This is a genomic window from Actinoplanes subglobosus (assembly GCF_042650585.1).
Taxonomy (GTDB): Bacteria; Actinomycetota; Actinomycetes; order Mycobacteriales; family Micromonosporaceae; genus Actinoplanes; species Actinoplanes subglobosus.
Genome location: NZ_JBHSBL010000013.1, coordinates 144449 through 162012 on the forward strand (window position 1 = coordinate 144449; position 17564 = coordinate 162012).

Consider the following 17564-nt stretch of genomic DNA (forward strand, 5'->3'; position numbering starts at 1 on the left):
CGCTATAGTCATTCGCATGGCCGGATCCACCATCCCTCGGCGGACCCTCGGGATAGCGCTGCGCAAGGCCCGCGAGGAGGCGGGGATCACCATGACCGACGCTGCCACGATCATCGGCCAGACCGTGCAGAGCCTGCGCCGCATCGAGCACGGTGCGGTCTCCACCCCGAAGGGAAAGGTCACCCTCCTGTGCCAGCGCTACGGCGTCTCCGACAACGTCCGCACCGCCCTGGAGCGACTCGCCGGCGAGACCCGCGCCCGCGGCTGGTGGCACTCCTACGGCTATGTGGTCCCCACCTGGTTCGAGCTCTACGTGGCGCTGGAGCAGACCGCCGACCATCTGCGCCAATTCGCCCCACTGGTCGTCCCCGGGCTGCTGCAGCACCCGCTCTACATCGACGCGGCGATCACCGCCGTCGAGCCGGACCTGACACCGGACGAGGTCACCGCCCGTGCCGCGATACGGAGATCACGGCAACAGCAGGTGACCCGCACCATCCCCGACCCACCCCGACTGGAGGTGATCATTGCCGAAACGGTGCTCATGATCGAGATGCCCGCGGGTGTGATGCGGGCACAACTGAGGCACCTTCTCGTGACCGGCGACCTCACACACGTCTCGGTGCGGCTGCTCCCGCTCTCCGCGGGGCTGCACCGGGCGTCCATCGCCGGCGGTTTCGTCCTTCTGGACTTCCTCCCCGAGGACGGGACACGACCGCCGAGCACGGTCTACTGCGAGAGCCAGACCGGGGCGGTCTACCTCGACAAACCGCGTGAGTACGACACCTACCAGCAGATCTGGGCTTCGCTCGACGAGGCAGCACTCGATCGGGCCGAGTCCGCGACGTTGATTTCCCGACGATTGAAGGAGCTGAACGATGATGAACGTTGACCTCTCCGGCGCACAGTGGCGCAAGTCGGCCCGGTCCGCGGGCAGCGGCGAGTGCGTCGAGGTCGCCCTCGACCTGCCGCACGCCCCCGGCCACGTCGCCGTCCGGCACAGCAAGCGGCCCGACGCCGCGGTGATCACCTACACCGACGCCGAGTGGACCGCCTTCACCGGCGGTGTCCGCGACGGCGAGTTCGACAAGTAGGCACCGGGCCGGGGTGGGCACGGCCACCCCGGCGATCCCGTCTAACCTGCCCTCATGGGGACTGCCGAGCTCGAGGAACTGATCGTCGCCGACGCGGCGGCACTGCGCGCATGGCTCGTCGACCACCACGAGACCTCACCCGGCGTGTGGCTCGCCCTGACGAAAAAGGGCGGCACCGTCACCACCCTGACCTGGCAGCAGGCCGTCGACGAGGCCCTCTGCTTCGGCTGGATCGACGGGCAGGCCCGCAAACGCGACGAGGGCTCCTCGTGGATCCGGTTCACCCCCCGCCGGGCCCGCAGCTCCTGGTCACAACGCAACGTCGGCCACGTCGCCCGGCTCGAGGAGCAGGGGCTGATGTTCCCGGCCGGTCGCGCCGCGGTCGAGGCGGCCAAAGCCGACGGTCGATGGGCGGCCGCCTACGCACCGCCGTCGGAGGCCGAGGTCCCGGCCGACCTGCTCGCCGCGATCGCCGCCGTCCCCGCCGCGCAGGCCATGTTCGACGTGCTCACCAAAGCCAACCGGTTCGCGTTGATCGTCCGCGTCAACGGGGTGAAACGAGCCGAGACCCGGGAGCGCAAGATCGCCGAGTTCGTGGCGATGCTGGCCCGCCACGAGACACCCCACCCGCAGAAGGCCCGGCCCGCCACATCAACCGTTGCGGATGGGCTCTAGTCTCGGCGCTGTGACCAGTCTCGATGACGACGGTTCCACCCACGACGCGGCACGGCAATCCGCCCCCGCCGACCCCTGGCTGACCGAGGCTCCCACCTCGGCCATCAGCGACGCCGCCACCCTCCGGGACCTCACCGGCGACCCCAGCGCCCCACCGCTGGCAGCGACCACACCCTTCCCAGGCACGGAGCCGGCCTCCACCGCGCCTTTCCCCGCAGCAGCGCCGGCCGCTTCCTCGCCCTTCCCCGACGCGACGCCGGCCGCTTCCTCGCCCTTCCCCGGTGCGGCGCCGGCCGCTTCCTCGCCCTTCCCCGGTGCGGCGCCGATCGGGTGGCCGGACAAGTCGCGGACCTACCACCCCCGCAGCCGCCGCCAGCGGCGACGTCTGGTGATCGCCGTCCTGGCGGTGGGCGCCGTGTTCATCGCCGGCCTGATCGCCCTCGACCCGTTCGGGTCCGACAACGAGCCGAACGCCAAGGGCCCGGCGCGCGTCACCAGCCCCACCGCCGGCCGACCTGCTTCTCCCCCGGCCACCACCACACAGGCGACCTCCGCACAGGCCGCACCGGCCGCAGCCCCCACCACCTCCGCGACCTCGGCCGCCGCCGCGCCGGTCGTCCCGATGGTCGTCTACGAGGTGACGGCCAGCGGATCGGGCAACACCGGCAACATCGCCTACACCGATGAGGACGGCGACATCATCCGCCGCAACGGGATCCCCCTGCCCTGGCGGACCACGTTCGGAGTCGGCGAGCGGCGCAAGCCACTCGTGCTCGACGCCCAGCGCAAAGGCGGCGGCGACAACGGGCCGGTGACCTGCACGATCACCGTCGGCGGCAAGGTCGTGGCCACCACCACGGCCGACGGGAAGTACGCCTCGGCCCTGTGCAGCGGCTCAGCCTGACACCATCGAAGCCGGCCTCCCTCGGATCCAGCCTTCCGGCTCCAGCTTCTCGGAGCCGGACTCCCTCGGATCCGGCCTTCCCGGCTCCGGCTTCTCGAAGCCGGCCTGCCTCGGATCCCGCCTCTCCGTGAAGATCAACATCCGGGTTCGCCAACAAGGAGGGACACCGGGCTACGAGAGGCAACGATGGGTGGACAGACGATCAGCGAGGCGGACACCGCCGTACTGCTGAGATCACGGGCGGAGCCGGACTGCTTCGCCGAACTCTTCGAACGATATTTCGCCGCACTGCACGGCTACGCGTCCCGCCGGCTCGACGGAGCCGGCGGCGACGACGTCGCTGCCGAGACGTTCCTGATCGCGTTCAAACAGCGCGACCGGTTCGACCCGGACCGCGGCACGGTCCGGGCATGGCTCTACGGCATCGCCACCAACCTCATCCGGGCACGACGCCGCGAGGAGGCACAGGGCTACCTGGCCTACGCACGGGCCGCCGCCCACCCCGACGCCGGTCCGCAGCACGAGGACCAGACCACCGACCGGGTCGCGGCCGAGGCCGCCCGCAAACGCATCGTCGCCGCGCTCACCGACCTGTCCGCCGGCGACCGGGACGCGCTGCTGCTGGTCGTGTGGGGCGAACTGTCCCACGAGGAGACCGCCGCCGCCCTCGGCGTACCGGCCGGCACCGTCGGCTCCCGCCTGCACCGCGCCCGCCGCAAGATCCGCGCCGCACTCGACGGCGTCGACCCGACCCTCACGCACGAGAGGACAGCCCGCCATGGATGAGCTCGACCTGCTGGCCACCGCACGGCCGGCCACCCCTCCGTCCGCCGAGACCACGGCCGCCGCCCGGGACCGGCTGTACGACCTGATGAACGCCACCAAGCCCGCCCCGGCCGCACCCCGCCGCCGCTTCCGGCTGCTCGGGTGGGGACTGGCCGTACCGGCGATGGCCGCCGCCGTCGCCCTGCTCATGGTCCTCACCTCCGTCTGGGTGCGCCCCGGCGAACCGGACCGCGGCACCGTCGACATCGCCGACGCCGGCCCACGCCCACCGCAGGAACTGCGCAACCTCCTGCTCGCCGCCGCCCAGCACACCGCCACCGACCCCGCCACCACCGGCCGCTACTGGGTGTCCGAGATCGAATCCGGGACGCTGATCCAGGTCGGACCGGCCGGCAACCGGTACGCGATCATGGGCCGCACCAACGAGACCACCTGGTACACGGTCCGCCGCGACGACCGGGCCGTCCACCTCCAGCAGTGGGCCGGCGCCGCACCCGCCTCGGACGCCGACCGCGCCGCCTGGCAGCGCGCCGGCAAACCGTCGACCTGGCTGATCGACGAGGCCTGCCCCACCTCCGGCAACTACACCGCCGGACCCGGCGCCACCCGCACGATCGTCGGCGAACCCGAACCCAGCACCTTCCTCATCGGCGGCGGCTACATCAGCGCCGAACAGGTCGGCGACCTGCCGTCCGAACCGGCCCGCCTGCAGGAATGGCTGATCGACCGCCTCCGCGTCGGCAGCCCCGGCCTGACCGCCGCCGAACTGTCCAAAGGCGTCTTCGACTCCATCATCAACCTGCTCTACCAGGCGCCCAGCACCCCCGAGGTCCGGGCCGCCGCCTACCGCGTGCTCGCCGACCTGCCCGGACTGCGCGACCTCGGCACGGTCACCGACCCCAAGGGCCGGTCCGGCAATGCGGTCACCCTGGTCACCAACGACGACACCCCGGGGGTACGGCAGGCCGACACCGGTGGCGCACAGGAGGTACGACTGATCTTCGACCCGAAGTCGGGGCAGCCGCTCGCCTGGGAGACCCGCGTCCTGAACCCGGTCGACTACCTGTCGTGGGTGCCGGCCGGCGCCCTCTTCGACTACAAGGCCGTCGTTCGGACCCGATGGACCGATGATCCCGCCCCCGACACCACCGGCGCCCTGCCGGAGACCGTGCAGGAACCGGCCACCTGCTGACCCTTCGCGGCCACGATCGTCCGAGCCGGGCTCAGCCCGGCTCGGACTCGTGACCGGCGGGGTGACTGCGCAACAAGCCGTCGTACGCGGTGATCGCCGTGATGTCCCCGGTGATGACGCGATGGATCGTCCGGGTGATGGGCATCGCCAGATTGTGCCGGTCGGCCAGCTGCACCGCCGCATGAACCGTCTTGACACCCTCGGCGACCTGGCCCATCTCGGTGAGGATCTCGTCCAGGGTGCGGCCCCGGCCGAGTTGCTCACCGACGTGCCGGTTACGGCTGTGCGGGCTGATACACGTCGCCACCAGGTCACCCATGCCGGCCAGCCCGGCCAGCGTGCTCGGCTCGCCGCCCATCGCCACCGCCAGGGTGGTCAGCTCGGCCAGACCACGGGAGATCACCCCGGCCCGCGTGTTGTCACCGACCCCCAGCCCCTGGGCGATACCGGTGGCGATCGCGACGACGTTCTTCAGCGCGCCGCCGACCTCGCAGCCGATCACGTCATGGTTGGTGTAGACCCGCAGCAGCCCCCGCCGGAACACCCGCTGGATCTCGGTGGCGACGGTGATGTCCTCGGTCGCGATGACGGTCGCCGCCGCCATCCCCGCCATGATCTCCTTGGCCAGGTTGGGGCCGGTCAGCGCGGCCGCCGGATGGCCCGGCAGCACCTCCTTGATCACCTCGGTCATCCGCAGCAGCGAGTCGCGCTCCAGGCCCTTGCTGAGACTCACCACCGGGATCCACGGATGCAGATCGGGCCGCACCTGCTCCAGCGTGTCCCGGAACGCCCCGGTCGGCACCCCGACGACCAGCAGCTCGGCGTGGGCGGCGGCCTCGGACAGGTCAGCGGTGGCCCGCAGCCGGGCCGGCAGCGGGAACCCCTCCAGATACCGGTCGTTGGTGTGCTTCGCGTTGATCTCGTCGGCGGTGGAGGGGTTACGCGCCCAGATCAGCGACTCGTGGTCGCGGCGGGTGAGCACCGAGGCGACCGTGGTCCCCCACGAGCCGGCCCCCAGAACGGTTATCCGCATCTCTGCCTCCCCCATCGGCGCACCTGAATGAACGGCCCCGTTCCGGCGCGTGTTGAGAATACGACCGCGTGACCACTTTGTTGCGAACGTCCACGCCGAGTCACCGGCGGTCAGGCGCTGTGGGCCAGGCTCAGGGCGCCGATCTGTTTGCGTTGCTTGGCCTCGTACATCGCCAGGTCGGCGCGGGTCAGTATGTCGTCGACGGTGTCGCCCGGACGGGCGTGGGCGAGGCCGACGCTGACGCCGATGCGGACCTGTTCACCTCCGGCCGGGATCACCTTGGCGACCAGGCAGCGGATCCGGTCGACCATCGCGTCGGCCGCGCCCGAGCCACGGCAGACGATCACGAACTCGTCGCCGCCGAAGCGGCTCACCAGGTCGGCGTCGCGCAGTCCGCCGCGGAGGTGGTCGGCGACCCCGATCAGGAGCGCGTCTCCGGCGGCGTGGCCGAGGCGGTCGTTGACCGGTTTGAAGCCGTCCAGGTCGCAGAAGAGCACCGCGAGGTCGTCGGGCCCGGCGGCGAGTTCGGTTTCGATCCGGGCGACGCAGGCGGCCCGGTTCGGCAGGCCGGTCAGCGGGTCGGAGGTGGCCATCCGGCGCAGGGCCCGTTCCGCTTCGCGCCGGGCGTTGGAGAGCCGGGCGATGCGGACCATGACCAGCGGGATCATGCCGGCCGACGAGACGGCCAGGAGCACACCGTCGATGGGTAGTCCCATCATCGCCCGGATGCCGCCGATGACCGGGGCGATGGCCAGCATGATGCCGAGGAAGACGAGGCGTCCGGTGTTGAGGTGGTCGACGGGTGCCTGACCGGGAACGGTCACCTCTCTCATCGACGGGTGCAGTGCCGCACAGCCGACGGCTACGAACGCCGCCATGTAGGGAAGGTTGACCCAGTCGGCGCCCACCGCGGCGGCCACGTTCTCCATCAGCGCGAAGCCGACGGACACGCCGAGCAGGCGGACCGACATCATCCGCTGGTCGGAGATGATCACGACCCGCAGCAGCGCGCCGAGGGTGCCGGACAGCAGCAGCACGTTGATGAACCGGCTGACCTGCTGGCCGGTCGACATGTCGTGGGCGGTCATCGCGGGCAGCAGGACGGTGTTCCAGAGGACGCCGCCCAGCCCGACGGCGACGATCACCGAGTCGATGATCCCGCCGATGTCGGCGCGGCCCCGCTGGAGCACGACGACCAGCGACGCGGCGAGGATCAGCGCGCCGCCGCCGGTCATGGCCACGCCGACGATCGGGTCGGCGTCGGCCACGGCCCGCCCGTCGGTGGCCAGCAGCCACGACCAGACCGCGTTGCCGACGTCGTAGACGAGGGTTCCGCCCAGCAGCAGCCACGGGGCGAGCCGGGTGCCTGCGGGCGCCCGGAACAGGCCCACGACGAGGGCGGGCAGCGGGCTGAGGGTGACCAGCATGAGCGGCCAACCCTGCTGCTGCTCCGGCCACGCCAGGTATGTCACCACCACGAGGCCGGCCAGCGCGGCGTAGAGACGCAGCAGTGTCACGCCAGGCCATCGGCCCTGCCGAGCCAGGACTGAGGGAAACGATCGTGATCAAAGGTACAGGGGCTGGATGTTCGTTCCCCACGCTGGCAGCTACCCAGCGTCATATTCCATGGTATCGCTCCCATGGAAACGCTGCGCTGGCCGGGATACTTGCGATCGATCTTGATGGATGGCAGGTCGCGAACCGACTCGTGAACGCAACGTCATCGAAACCAACACGGCGGCCGCGGATCGCACACCGACACACCGGCGGCGAAAGTCGGGGAAGGGCATTGAAGTGCGCATACGCTCCGGCAAGCGACAGATGCTTATCGATTAGGGAGCTTTACTTTCGTTCGCGCGGCGCATAGCTTGGTGCCATCCAGCGAAAGTTATGGATTTCCTGAGCGTCAACGCGACCCTATCCACGGCGTGCCGCGCGGGGCGATCTCCCGACACACTCCGTGATGTCGTGCTGCCGTCTGGAGAACGAGTGGAAGGAGACGCATGGACGACGCTGTTCTCTCCCGGCGTTCCCTGATCGTCACCGGCGCGGTCGGCCTCGCGGTCCCGGCCGTCGGTGCGGCCGTGGCGCTGACCGGCAGCGCGGCGCGGGCCGGGGCGACCAGGCGGGTCACCATCTACGCCGAGGCCCTGCCGGGTGGGCTGTTCGGCTACGGGCTGGAGCCTGGCAAGGCGACGGTGCCGGGCCCGATCCTGGAGATGTACGAGGGCGACACCCTGGAGATCACGCTGGTCAACACCACCAACCAGCGCCTGTCCATCCATCCGCACGGCGTCGACTACAGCACCGAGTCCGACGGCAGCCCGTTCAACGACTCGTTCAACGACCCGGGTGAGACCCGCACCTACGTGTGGCGTTCGCGGGAGATGTTCGCCGCGGCCGGGCGCCGGTTCATGCCGGGCAGCGCCGGCTACTGGCACTACCACGACCACGCGATGGGCACCGACCACGGCACCGGCGGGGTGGCCAAGGGCCTCTACGGCGCGCTGATCGTCCGGCGGCGCGGCGACATCCTGCCGGACAAGCAGTTCACCGTGGTCTTCCACGACATGTCGATCAACAACCGGACGGCGCCGAACACCCCGATGTTCGAGGCGAACCTGGGGCAGCGCGTCGAGTGGCTGGCGATCGGCCACGGCAACCTGTTCCACACCTTCCACCTGCACGCGCACCGGTGGGTCGACAACCGTACCGGCATGTTGGAGAGCATCAGCGACCCCAGCCCGACGATCGACAACAAGGACCTCAACCCGGGCAGTTCGTTCGGTTTCCAGGTGCTGGCCGGGGAGGGTGTCGGGCCGGGCGCCTGGATGTACCACTGCCACGTGCAGAACCACTCGGACGGCGGCATGGCCGGGATCTTCCTGGTCCGCAACGCCGACGGCAGCATGCCGCCGGGCGCCGAGGACGCCATCCACCGATTCCAGGGCCACATGCACACCACGTCGACAGGCGACGACCATGGGGGGCACGGCGCATGAGATCAAAATCCTTCCCCGGGGTACGGCGAACGCTGACCGCCGTCACCGCGGTACTTCTCGTCCTCACCGGATCAGCACAGGTCACCGCGTCACCGGTGACCGCCGCCCCCACCACGGCGGCGGCACCGCAGTCGGTGCTCGTCTTCCACGGCGACGCCGCCGACCAGGACGACCCGGTCGCCAAGGCCGCGGCGACCATCGACGCGCTCGCGGACGCGGCCGGGCTCACCGCCGTCGAGTCCACCGACCCGGCCGTGTTCACGCCGGCCGGACTGGCGGCCCACCGGGCGGTGGTGTTCCTGTCCACGGCCGGCGCCGACCTCACCCGTGATCAGGAAAGCGCGCTCCAGTCGTACATCAAAGGCGGTGGTGGTTTCGTCGGCATCGCCGACGCGGCCAAGGCGCAACTGGACTCGACCTGGTTCACCGGCCTGATCGGCACCCGCCCGGCCGGCTCGATCCCCGCCTCGGAGCCGGTCGCCAAGGTCACCGCGAGCGGCGAGAACCCGCCGAACGAGACCAAGGAGAAGCTCGCCGACGCCGACAACGCCACGAAGTGGCTGGTCCGGACCGCGACCGGCTGGGTGACCTACGAGCTGGCGGCCGCGAAGGCGATCACCGGCTACGCCCTGACGTCGGCCAACGACTTCCCCGGCCGTGACCCGAAGGACTGGACGTTGCAGGCCTCGGCCGACGGGCAGACCTGGACCGAGGTCGACAAACGCACCGGACAGGCGTTCCCGGACCGTCTCCAGACCCGCCGTTTCGACCTGTCCGCGCCGCGGAACTTCCGGTTCTTCAAGCTGGACATCACCGCCAACAGTGGCGAGCCGCTGATCCAGCTGGCGAACCTGCGGCTGTTCACCGCCGAGGCTGTCACTCCCCCGCCGCCGGGCGTCAACCAGGCCGTGATCGACATCCTGGACATCCGGCACCCGTCCACCGCCGGACTGCCGCGGACCATCACCCGGTCGGACCGCTGGTACAACTGGGACCCGAACCCGCTCGGCACCGTGCACACCGTCGCGCAGGTCGAGGAACGCCACTACAACGCCGGCACCAGCGCGAACGGCCCGTTCCACCCGATCTCCTGGTGTCGTGACTACGACGGCGGCCGGTCCTTCTACACCGGCATGGGCCACACCGCGGGCAGCTACGACGAGGACGCCTTCCGCAGGCACCTGACCGGCGCGCTGAAGTGGGCCTCCGGCATCGTGCGCGGCGACTGCCAGGCGAGCATCGCCGCCAACTACCGCACCGAGCGGCTGACCGTGGCCAACCAGACCGGGCAGCTCGACCAGGTCGGTGAGCCGCACGGTCTGACGATCGCCGCCGACGGCACCGTCTTCTACGTCGGCAAGGCCGCCTGCCCGACCGGGCCGATCGTCAGCTGGGACGACCCGAAGGTCGGCCTGGGCTGCGGCACCATCCACTCCTGGAGTCCGCGCAGCAGGCAGGTGAAGCTGCTGACCACGCTGCCGGTGATGGGCAACCGGGGCAGCGGCACCGAGCTGGTGAAGAACGAGGAGGGCCTGCTCGGCATCGTGCCGGACCCGAAGTTCGCCGAGAACGGCTGGCTCTACGTCTACTGGATGCCGCACGCCTCGATCGACCGCACCAAACGCACCGGGGAGCGGACCGTCAGCCGGTTCACCTACGACGCGCAGGCGCAGACCATCGACCAGGCCACCCGCAAAGATCTGCTGCGGTTCCCGGTGCAGATCCACAGCTGCTGCCACGCCGGCGGCGGCATGGCCTTCGACAAGCAGGGCAACCTCTACGTCGGCTCCGGTGACAACAACTCGTCCGAGGGCTCGCAGGGCTACTCGGGCAACAACTGGACCGCCGAGTACGCCGGGATCTCCTTCCAGGACGCGCGGCGTACCTCGGGCAACACCAACGACCTGGCCGGGAAGATCATCCGTATCCACCCGGAGCCGGACGGCACCTACACGATCCCGGCGGGCAACCTGTTCCCGCCGGGCACCGACAAGACCCGCCCGGAGATCTACGTGATGGGCGTACGCAACATCGCCCGCCTGCAGATCGACCCGGAGACGAACTGGCTGACCGCCGGCTGGGTCGGCCCGGACGCCACCAACCCGAACCCGGAACTGGGCCCGGCCAAGTACGAGACGGCCACCATCATCACCTCGGCCGGCAACCAGGGCTGGCCGTACTGCATGGGCAACCGGCAGCCGTACCGGGACCGCAGCACCACCGACGCCACCAAGCTCACCGGCTGGTACGACTGCGACAACCTGAAGAACGACTCGCCACGCAACACCGGCCTGGTCGACATCCCGCCGGCCCGCGACAACATGATCTGGTACGCCCCCGGTGGCGGCGGACCGGTCTTCCCGCCCCGCGCCGACGGCAGCGGCGTACCCACCTATGTCGCCGCCGACGCCGTCTACACCCAGCCATACCTGCGCGGCGGCGGCCAGGCGATCATGTCCGGCCCGACCTACCACCACGACCTGGCCGACCCGGCCAGCACGGTGAAGTGGCCGGTCTACTGGGACGACAAGTGGTTCATCGGCGACCAGTCCAACGCCGCGAACCGGGTCGCGATCACCGTCGACCCGGCCGGGGTGCCGCAGCAGAAGCCGCCACTGTTCGGGGAGACGCTGCGCGCCATCCTGCCCGGCGGCAACGCCGACAACCGGCTGATGAGCTGGATGGACGCCAAGTTCGGCCCGGACGGCGCGCTCTACCTGCTCGACTACGGCGGCGGGTTCTTCAGCCTGCACGCGGCGCAGAAACTGCTGCGGGTCGTCTACACCGGCGGTCCGGCCACCCCGGCGCCGCAGGCCACGTCGGTCGCCGTGCAGAACAAGCCGCTGACGTACGCCTTCACCGGCTCCAGGTCCGGCGGGGTGAGCCACCGGTGGGAGTTCGGCGACGGCACCTCGTCCACCGAGGCCGACCCGCGGCACGTCTACGACCAGGTCGGTACCTACACGGCCCGGCACACCGTCACCTACGCCGACGGCGAGACCGTCACCACCCAGGTCAGCGTCGACGTGGGCTGTGCGGTGCCGGACACCCGCACCAACGTCTGGCTGGCCGGCACCGACACCGGGGTGCCCAGCAGGACCGTCGGCGGCGGCTGCACCGTCAACGACCTCATCGACGACGAGAGCACCTGGCCCGACCACGACAGTTTCGTCCGGCACGTCACCGGCATCGCGCGCGACCACTTCGACGCACGCCAGTCCGGCGTGCTGACCAGGGCCGCGGCCGCCACGCCGATCGGCCGGCCCGGTCACACCGGGTACGAGCCGCTCTTCGACGGCACTGCGTCGTCGCTGGCCGGCTGGCAGCAGGCACCGAGTGGGCAGTTCGCCATCCGGCCGGACGGCTCGCTGCGCCCGTCCGGTGGCCTGGGCATGCTCTGGCACACCCGGGAACTGGCCGACTTCTCGCTGAAACTCCAGTTCAAGGACGTCGCCGCCGGCACCACCCGGGCCAACAGCGGCGTGTTCACCCGCTTCCCCGACCCGCGGATCCCGCTCGCCGACCGCCCGGCCGGCAGCTGCGGCACGATCGGATCGGCCCGCACCTCGCAAGCCTGGGTAGCGATCTACTGCGGGCACGAGATCCAGCTCTACGACGGTGACACCGGTGAGCCGCAGAAGACCGGATCGATCTACAACTTCGACCCGGTGACCCTGGCCGACGCCCGCGTCACCCCGAAGAACCAGTGGAACGACTACGAGATCCGGGTCGTGGGGCAGCACTACACGATCCTGCGCAACGGCGTGGTCATCAACGAGTTCGACAACACGCCCGGCAAGCAGTCGTCGCGAGCCGGCGATCCGGCCACCGACCTGCGGCAGTTCCTGCGCGGGCACATCGGGCTGCAGAACCACGGCGACGCCGACCTGATGGAGTTCCGCAACATCCGGGTCCAGGCCCTCTAGGCAGTCAGGAAAGGTGTCATGAATCGACTCGTCCCACGCCTGCAAGCCGGGGCCGCGCTGATCGCCGCGCTGCTGCTGGCGGTGCTCGCGGGCGCCACCCCACCAGCGGCAGCGGCCGCGCAGACGCTGACCTGGACCGCCGGCGACGACATCACCGCCTACCGGTCGGTGCCGACGACCGCCGTCGCCGGGCAGACCACGATCGTCTTCGAGAACAGCGCGGCCACCGGAAACACCACCGGCATGCCGCACACGCTGACCTTCGACACCAGCGGCGACGGCGGCTACAACAGCGACGTCAACCTCAACATCCTGGCCAGCCCGTTCGACGTGAACAACGGCCGGCACACCGCCACCGTCACCCTGACGCCCGGAAAGTACCGGTACCTCTGCACCATCCCGGGGCACAGCACCATGGTCGGCGAACTGACCGTCACCTCCGGCGACCCCGATCCGGACACCACCGCGCCGACCGTCACCGCCACCGTCGCCGGCTCCCGGAACGCCCAGGGCGACTACCTCGGGTCGGCGACCGTCACCGTCGCCGCGAACGATGCGGGCTCCGGGGTCCGCGGCGTCGAATACCAGATCAACGACACGAGCTGGCAGCCGTACGCCGCACCGGTCCCGATCACCACGATCGGCGACCACTCCGTCCAGTTCCGGGCCACCGACAACGCCGGCAACACCTCGCAGCCCGGCTCGGTGGCGTTCCGGGTGGTCGCCGGCCAGCCGCAGGACACCACTCCCCCGGTGGTGTCCGGGCAGGTCAGCGGCACCCGCGACAGCACCGGGAACTACGTCGGCACGGCCACCACGACCCTGACCGCCACCGACACCGGCGGATCCGGGGTGAAGACGATCGAGTACCAGCTCGACGGCGGCGCCTGGACCGCCTACAGCACACCGGTCGTGGTCAGCTCGCTCGGCGCGCACATGCTGCACTACCGGGCCACCGACAACGCCGGCAACACCGCGGCCGAGCAGATGGCGAGCTTCACGATCGTCGCGCCGCCGGTCGTGGACACCACACCGCCGCAGGTCACGGCCACGATCACCGGCGACCGGGACGCCGGCGGCAACTATCTCGGCACGGCGACCGCGACCGTCACGGCCACCGACACCGGCGGGTCCGGGGTGAAGACGGTCGAGTACCGGCTCGACGACGGCGCCTGGACCGGCTACAGCACACCGGTCGTGATCAACACCGTGGGCGCACACGTGCTGCGTCACCGGGCCACGGACAACGCCGGCAACACGGCCGCGGAGAAGCAGGTCGCCTTCACCGTCGTCGAACGGGGCTCGGACGCCTGCCCGGACTCCGACACCCGCGACACCGTCGTCATCGACGGCTTCGACACCCGGATCCGCAACATCGACACCGGCAACGGCTGCACCATCAACGACCTGATCGCCGAACGAGCGGTCTACCCCACCCACGCCGCCTTCGTCCGGCACGTGGAGACCGTCACCACCGGGCTGGTCACGGCCGGGAAGCTCACCCAGCGGCAGGCGGGGACGATCGTCCGCGCCGCGGCGGCATCGGACAAGGGAGAACCAGCATGAGGCACATCGCCGCCACGTTCAGCGCCATCGTCCTGACCACCGCGCTCACCGGCGTTCCGGCCGGGGCGGCGCTGGTCACCCACTGCATCGGCACGGGCGGCGCGGTGACCGTACCCAATGACCTGCTCGTCCCGGCCGGGGAATCCTGCGACCTGACCGGAACGGTGATCACCGGAAACGTCAGCGTCGCCGCCGGCGCCAACCTGGTCATCGACGGCGGCCGCGTCGACGGCGAGATCCGGGTCGCCGCCGACGGCTATCTGGACGCCTCCGCCAGCACGGTCGGCGGTGCGGTGATCCTCGCCGCCGGCGGCTACGGCCTCTACCTCAAGGACGCTTCGACCGGATCCATCACGGTACGCCCGAAGGGTTCCGCGACCATCGACGGTTTCCTGTTCGCCGAGAACACCACGGTGACCGGATCGGTGAACGCCCAGGCCGGTGAGGTGCGGCTGGACAAGGGCAGTGAGGTGAGCGGCGGGCTCAGCACCAACGGCACCCACTACACCGACCTGCACGACTCGTTCGTCGACGGTGTCCTGTCGGTACTCAACAGCTCGACCGGCAGCGTGGTGTGCGGCAGCGCGGTCCGGGGCCGGTCGACGTTCGCCGGCAACCTCGGCGGTGTGCAGCTCGGCCCGAACGGCGGGCTCGACGGTTGCGCCTCCGGCGGCTACTTCGGGCGCGACGTCAGCATCACCAACACCACCGGCGGGGTGAACGTCGACGACACCATCATCGACGGCGCGCTCACCGTGAACAGCAACAGTCCCGCCGCCCGGATCGCTGCGAACAACCGCATCCGCGGCGGGGTGATCGGTGAGCAGGCCACGGCCGGTCTCGCCCAGCGGCGGGCCGCGGCCGCGGGTGCGGTCCGCGACGACTCGGCCGGGGATCGGGCCGGTGAGCGTCGCTCGGACGCCGTCGAGGAGGCGGCCGCCGCGGGCGCGGCCGACCTGTAGCAGCCGGCGAGGGCCGGGAGCCGACATGGTTCCCGGCCCTCAGCCCGCCGGTGACACCAGCCCGTGGGCGACCGCGCAGTACCGGATCGTCGGTTTCGCACCGTTCGTCGTGACCGGCTGCACCGGACTGCTCGGCGGGGTCCTCAGCGGGGTCGGAAGCTTGCTCAGCAGCCAGCCGGTCTTCGGCACCGGCCGCAACTTCGGCGCCACCGTGATCGGCCGGATCGGCTGACGTCCGTCGATCCGGGCTGGGTAGGCTGAGCGGCCTGACGGTGAGAACGGGGAGGCATCGCGGTGAAATGGCAGTCCGCCGTCGTGGCGGCGTCCAGCAGTGACGTGTCGTACGGCATCGGCTATTTGGTGGGCAGGCTGCTCTGCTGCTTCCTCATCATCGGCGGCATCGTGTGGGCGATCGTGGCGGCCGTGCGGTCGGTGCGCGCCCGCTCGGCGGCCAAGAACTATCCGCAGTATCCGCAGCCCGGCTATCCGCCGCCGCCCTACGGGCAGCAGGGCCAGTACCCGCCGCCCTACGGGCAGCAGGGCCAGTACCCGCCGCCCTACGGGCAGCAGGGTCAATATCCGCCGCCCCACGGGCAGCAGGATCAGTACCCGCCGCCGTACGGGCAGCAGCCGCCGCCCGGGTCCTATCCGCCGCCCTACGGGGAGACGCCCCCGCCGCCTTACGGTGGCGGGAACCCGCCGCCCCCTCCGCCGTACGGTGGTGGGAATCCGCCGCCGCCTCCGCCGTACAACCCGCCGGCGCCCTGATCGCATGGCACGGGTCCTGGTGACGGGGATGTCGGGCACCGGCAAGACCACCGTCCTCGACGAGCTGCGCCGCCGAGGGCTGCGTACCGTCGACACCGACTACGACGGCTGGGCGCAGCCGGGCGGCACCTGGGACGAACCGCGGATGGACGCGCTGCTGGCCTCCTGTGACGACCTGGTGGTGTCCGGGACGGTCGACAACCAGGGCCGCTTCTACCACCGTTTCCATCATGTCGTGCTGCTCAGCGCTCCGCTGGAGGTGCTGCTGGAGCGGGTCGGCCGCCGGGCCAACCCCTACGGGCGGACGCCCGAGCAGCGCGCCGAGATCGCGGGCTACGTGCGGACCGTCGAGCCCCTGCTACGGCGCGGCGCCACCGTCGAACTCGACGGCCGGCGCCCGGTGGCCGAGCTGGCCGACACCGTCGAGGGGCTGGTCAGAGACTCTTGGCCAGGACCAGTTCGCGGCGGATCCCGTCGGGCATGAGGTCGCCCTGTTCGCCGGTCTCCTGGAAACCGGTCCGGCGGTAGAGGGCCAGCGCGCCCTCGTTGCCCTCGGCCACGGCCAGGCGCAGCGTGTGCGCGCCGGACTGGCGGGCCCACTCCTCGACCGTCCGGACCAGCAGCTCACCGACACCGCGACGGCGGCCGGCCGGGGCCACGTACATCGAGATCAGCTCGGCGACCCGGTCCTGATCGGCCGGGACCCCGCTCGCCATCCCGACCGGTCGCCCGTCAAGGGTCGCCACCAGGTTGCGCGAGCCGGGGATGGCGAGCCGTGCCCGCCACCGGTCCGGCCGGTCCCCCTCGCCCTGCCAGTCGGCCAGCTGGGAGCCGAAGGCGTAGGGCGCCTCGGTCAGTGCGGCGAGCCGCAACTCGCGCCAGATCTGCCAGTCTTCCGGGTCCAGTACGAATGTCGTGATCATGCCGGAAGGCTGCCGCACACGCCGGAACCGGACAACCCGATTTCGCGGCCGGTCAGCGCAGGACCGGACGGCCGCCGAGGACAGCCTGCACGACCGTGCGCCGGCGGGGCCGTCCGTCGGCGTCGACGAGGTCGGGGTGCATCGCGTCCTCGAAGCGCTCGCGCTCCGTACCCCCGTCGAAGTAGGGGTTGCCGGGGTCGCCGACCAGGCGTGCCGCCGGCGGTGCCGGGAAGTAGATCGCGCCCCGGCCGGCCGCCTCGATCCAGGCTCCGGCGGTGACAGGTCCATGCACGACGAGGTGCCCGGCGTCGTCGAGGCCGGTGAACAGCAGGTCCTCGACGATCAGGGAACCGCCGACGAAGAACTGGCCGTGGTTCAGGCAGACCAGACTCCGCACGGTGACCGAACCGGTGACGTACAGGGCGGTGTTGCTGTCGCCGTTACGGAAGACGGCCGGCCCGTCGACGGTCAGATCACCGTCGATGACGTAGAGGGTGCTGATCTCGTCGCCGGAATCGTCCTCGGCGACGAGCGGGCCGTCGACGGCGACGTCACCGTGGTGGACGAAGAAGTGCTCGGGCTCCTCGCCGTAGAGGTCCTCGAGGTAGACGCTGTCCTGGCTGATCTCGCCGAGGTCGTAGCGGTCCCGGACGTCGTCCAGAGGCACGATGGTCCAGGCCGGGTGGGGCTTCGCGTCGAAGAACACCCGGAGCATCGTAGTGGCAGCCGGTCA

At 70.8% G+C, this 17564-nt stretch carries 17 protein-coding genes; 13 read left to right on the forward strand and 4 right to left on the reverse strand.

What is annotated here, in order from left to right:
* The first annotated feature begins 16 nt into the window (after window positions 1–16).
* From ACFO0C_RS13270 to ACFO0C_RS13295, 6 genes are all read left to right on the forward strand, one after another.
* The gene (locus ACFO0C_RS13270; protein ID WP_378066893.1) at window positions 17–892 is read left to right on the forward strand and encodes a helix-turn-helix domain-containing protein; all 876 of its coding nucleotides are present in this window, start codon (window positions 17–19) and stop codon (window positions 890–892) included.
* Window positions 882–1094: a DUF397 domain-containing protein gene (locus ACFO0C_RS13275; protein ID WP_378066956.1), complete on the forward strand. Its 213-nt coding sequence runs from the start codon at window positions 882–884 to the stop codon at window positions 1092–1094. Before ACFO0C_RS13270 ends, ACFO0C_RS13275 begins: the two co-directional genes overlap by 11 nt.
* Window positions 1095–1148: 54 nt before the next feature.
* Entirely contained in the window at window positions 1149–1769 is a 621-nt protein-coding gene (locus tag ACFO0C_RS13280) for a YdeI/OmpD-associated family protein (protein ID WP_378066894.1), read from the forward strand.
* Window positions 1770–1779: 10 nt separating this feature from the next.
* Window positions 1780–2673: an MmpS family transport accessory protein gene (locus tag ACFO0C_RS13285; RefSeq protein ID WP_378066895.1), complete on the forward strand. Its 894-nt coding sequence runs from the start codon at window positions 1780–1782 to the stop codon at window positions 2671–2673.
* A gap of 186 nt (window positions 2674–2859) precedes the next feature.
* The gene (locus ACFO0C_RS13290; RefSeq protein WP_378066896.1) at window positions 2860–3459 is read left to right on the forward strand and encodes an RNA polymerase sigma factor; all 600 of its coding nucleotides are present in this window, start codon (window positions 2860–2862) and stop codon (window positions 3457–3459) included.
* Complete coding sequence (locus tag ACFO0C_RS13295) at window positions 3452–4651, forward strand: CU044_5270 family protein (RefSeq protein WP_378066897.1); 1200 nt, start codon at window positions 3452–3454, stop codon at window positions 4649–4651. Before ACFO0C_RS13290 ends, ACFO0C_RS13295 begins: the two co-directional genes overlap by 8 nt.
* Before the next feature lie 31 nt (window positions 4652–4682).
* On the opposite strand, the gene ACFO0C_RS13300 is transcribed toward ACFO0C_RS13295, so the two are convergent.
* Both ACFO0C_RS13300 and ACFO0C_RS13305 read right to left on the reverse strand, forming a co-directional pair.
* Complete coding sequence (locus ACFO0C_RS13300) at window positions 4683–5684, reverse strand: NAD(P)H-dependent glycerol-3-phosphate dehydrogenase (RefSeq protein ID WP_378066898.1); 1002 nt, start codon at window positions 5682–5684, stop codon at window positions 4683–4685.
* Window positions 5685–5794: 110 nt separating this feature from the next.
* A complete protein-coding gene (locus tag ACFO0C_RS13305; RefSeq protein WP_378066899.1) occupies window positions 5795–7201 on the reverse strand; it encodes a GGDEF domain-containing protein in 1407 nt (468 codons plus the stop codon).
* 486 nt (window positions 7202–7687) lie between these two features.
* Here ACFO0C_RS13305 and ACFO0C_RS13310 point away from each other — a divergent pair, with 486 nt between their 5' ends.
* The 7 genes from ACFO0C_RS13310 (at window position 7688) to ACFO0C_RS13340 (ending at window position 16392) form a co-directional block, all read left to right on the forward strand.
* Window positions 7688–8686 (forward strand): multicopper oxidase domain-containing protein, encoded by a 999-nt coding sequence (locus tag ACFO0C_RS13310; protein ID WP_378066900.1) that lies wholly within the window; start codon window positions 7688–7690, stop codon window positions 8684–8686.
* On the forward strand, window positions 8683–12612 hold the full coding sequence (locus ACFO0C_RS13315; RefSeq protein WP_378066901.1) for a ThuA domain-containing protein: 3930 nt from the start codon (window positions 8683–8685) through the stop codon (window positions 12610–12612). The genes ACFO0C_RS13310 and ACFO0C_RS13315 overlap by 4 nt, the downstream gene beginning before the upstream one ends.
* Window positions 12613–12630: 18 nt before the next feature.
* Window positions 12631–14178 carry a cupredoxin domain-containing protein gene (locus ACFO0C_RS13320; protein WP_378066902.1) on the forward strand — a complete coding sequence of 516 codons (1548 nt, stop codon included), beginning with the start codon at window positions 12631–12633 and terminating at the stop codon, window positions 14176–14178.
* Window positions 14175–15140 carry a hypothetical protein gene (locus tag ACFO0C_RS13325; RefSeq protein ID WP_378066903.1) on the forward strand — a complete coding sequence of 322 codons (966 nt, stop codon included), beginning with the start codon at window positions 14175–14177 and terminating at the stop codon, window positions 15138–15140. The genes ACFO0C_RS13320 and ACFO0C_RS13325 overlap by 4 nt, the downstream gene beginning before the upstream one ends.
* 25 nt (window positions 15141–15165) lie before the next feature.
* Complete coding sequence (locus ACFO0C_RS13330; RefSeq protein WP_378066904.1) at window positions 15166–15372, forward strand: hypothetical protein; 207 nt, start codon at window positions 15166–15168, stop codon at window positions 15370–15372.
* 62 nt (window positions 15373–15434) lie between these two features.
* On the forward strand, window positions 15435–15908 hold the full coding sequence (locus ACFO0C_RS13335; RefSeq protein ID WP_378066905.1) for a hypothetical protein: 474 nt from the start codon (window positions 15435–15437) through the stop codon (window positions 15906–15908).
* Between the two features lie 4 nt (window positions 15909–15912).
* Entirely contained in the window at window positions 15913–16392 is a 480-nt protein-coding gene (locus tag ACFO0C_RS13340; RefSeq protein WP_378066906.1) for an AAA family ATPase, read from the forward strand.
* Here ACFO0C_RS13340 and ACFO0C_RS13345 read toward each other — a convergent pair.
* Window positions 16343–16831: a GNAT family N-acetyltransferase gene (locus tag ACFO0C_RS13345; protein WP_378066907.1), complete on the reverse strand. Its 489-nt coding sequence runs from the start codon at window positions 16829–16831 to the stop codon at window positions 16343–16345. The two genes, ACFO0C_RS13340 and ACFO0C_RS13345, sit on opposite strands and share 50 nt — an antisense overlap.
* A gap of 52 nt (window positions 16832–16883) precedes the next feature.
* Window positions 16884–17537, reverse strand: coding sequence for a hypothetical protein (locus ACFO0C_RS13350; RefSeq protein WP_378066908.1), 654 nt, complete (start codon window positions 17535–17537; stop codon window positions 16884–16886).
* Window positions 17538–17564: the final 27 nt, after the last annotated feature.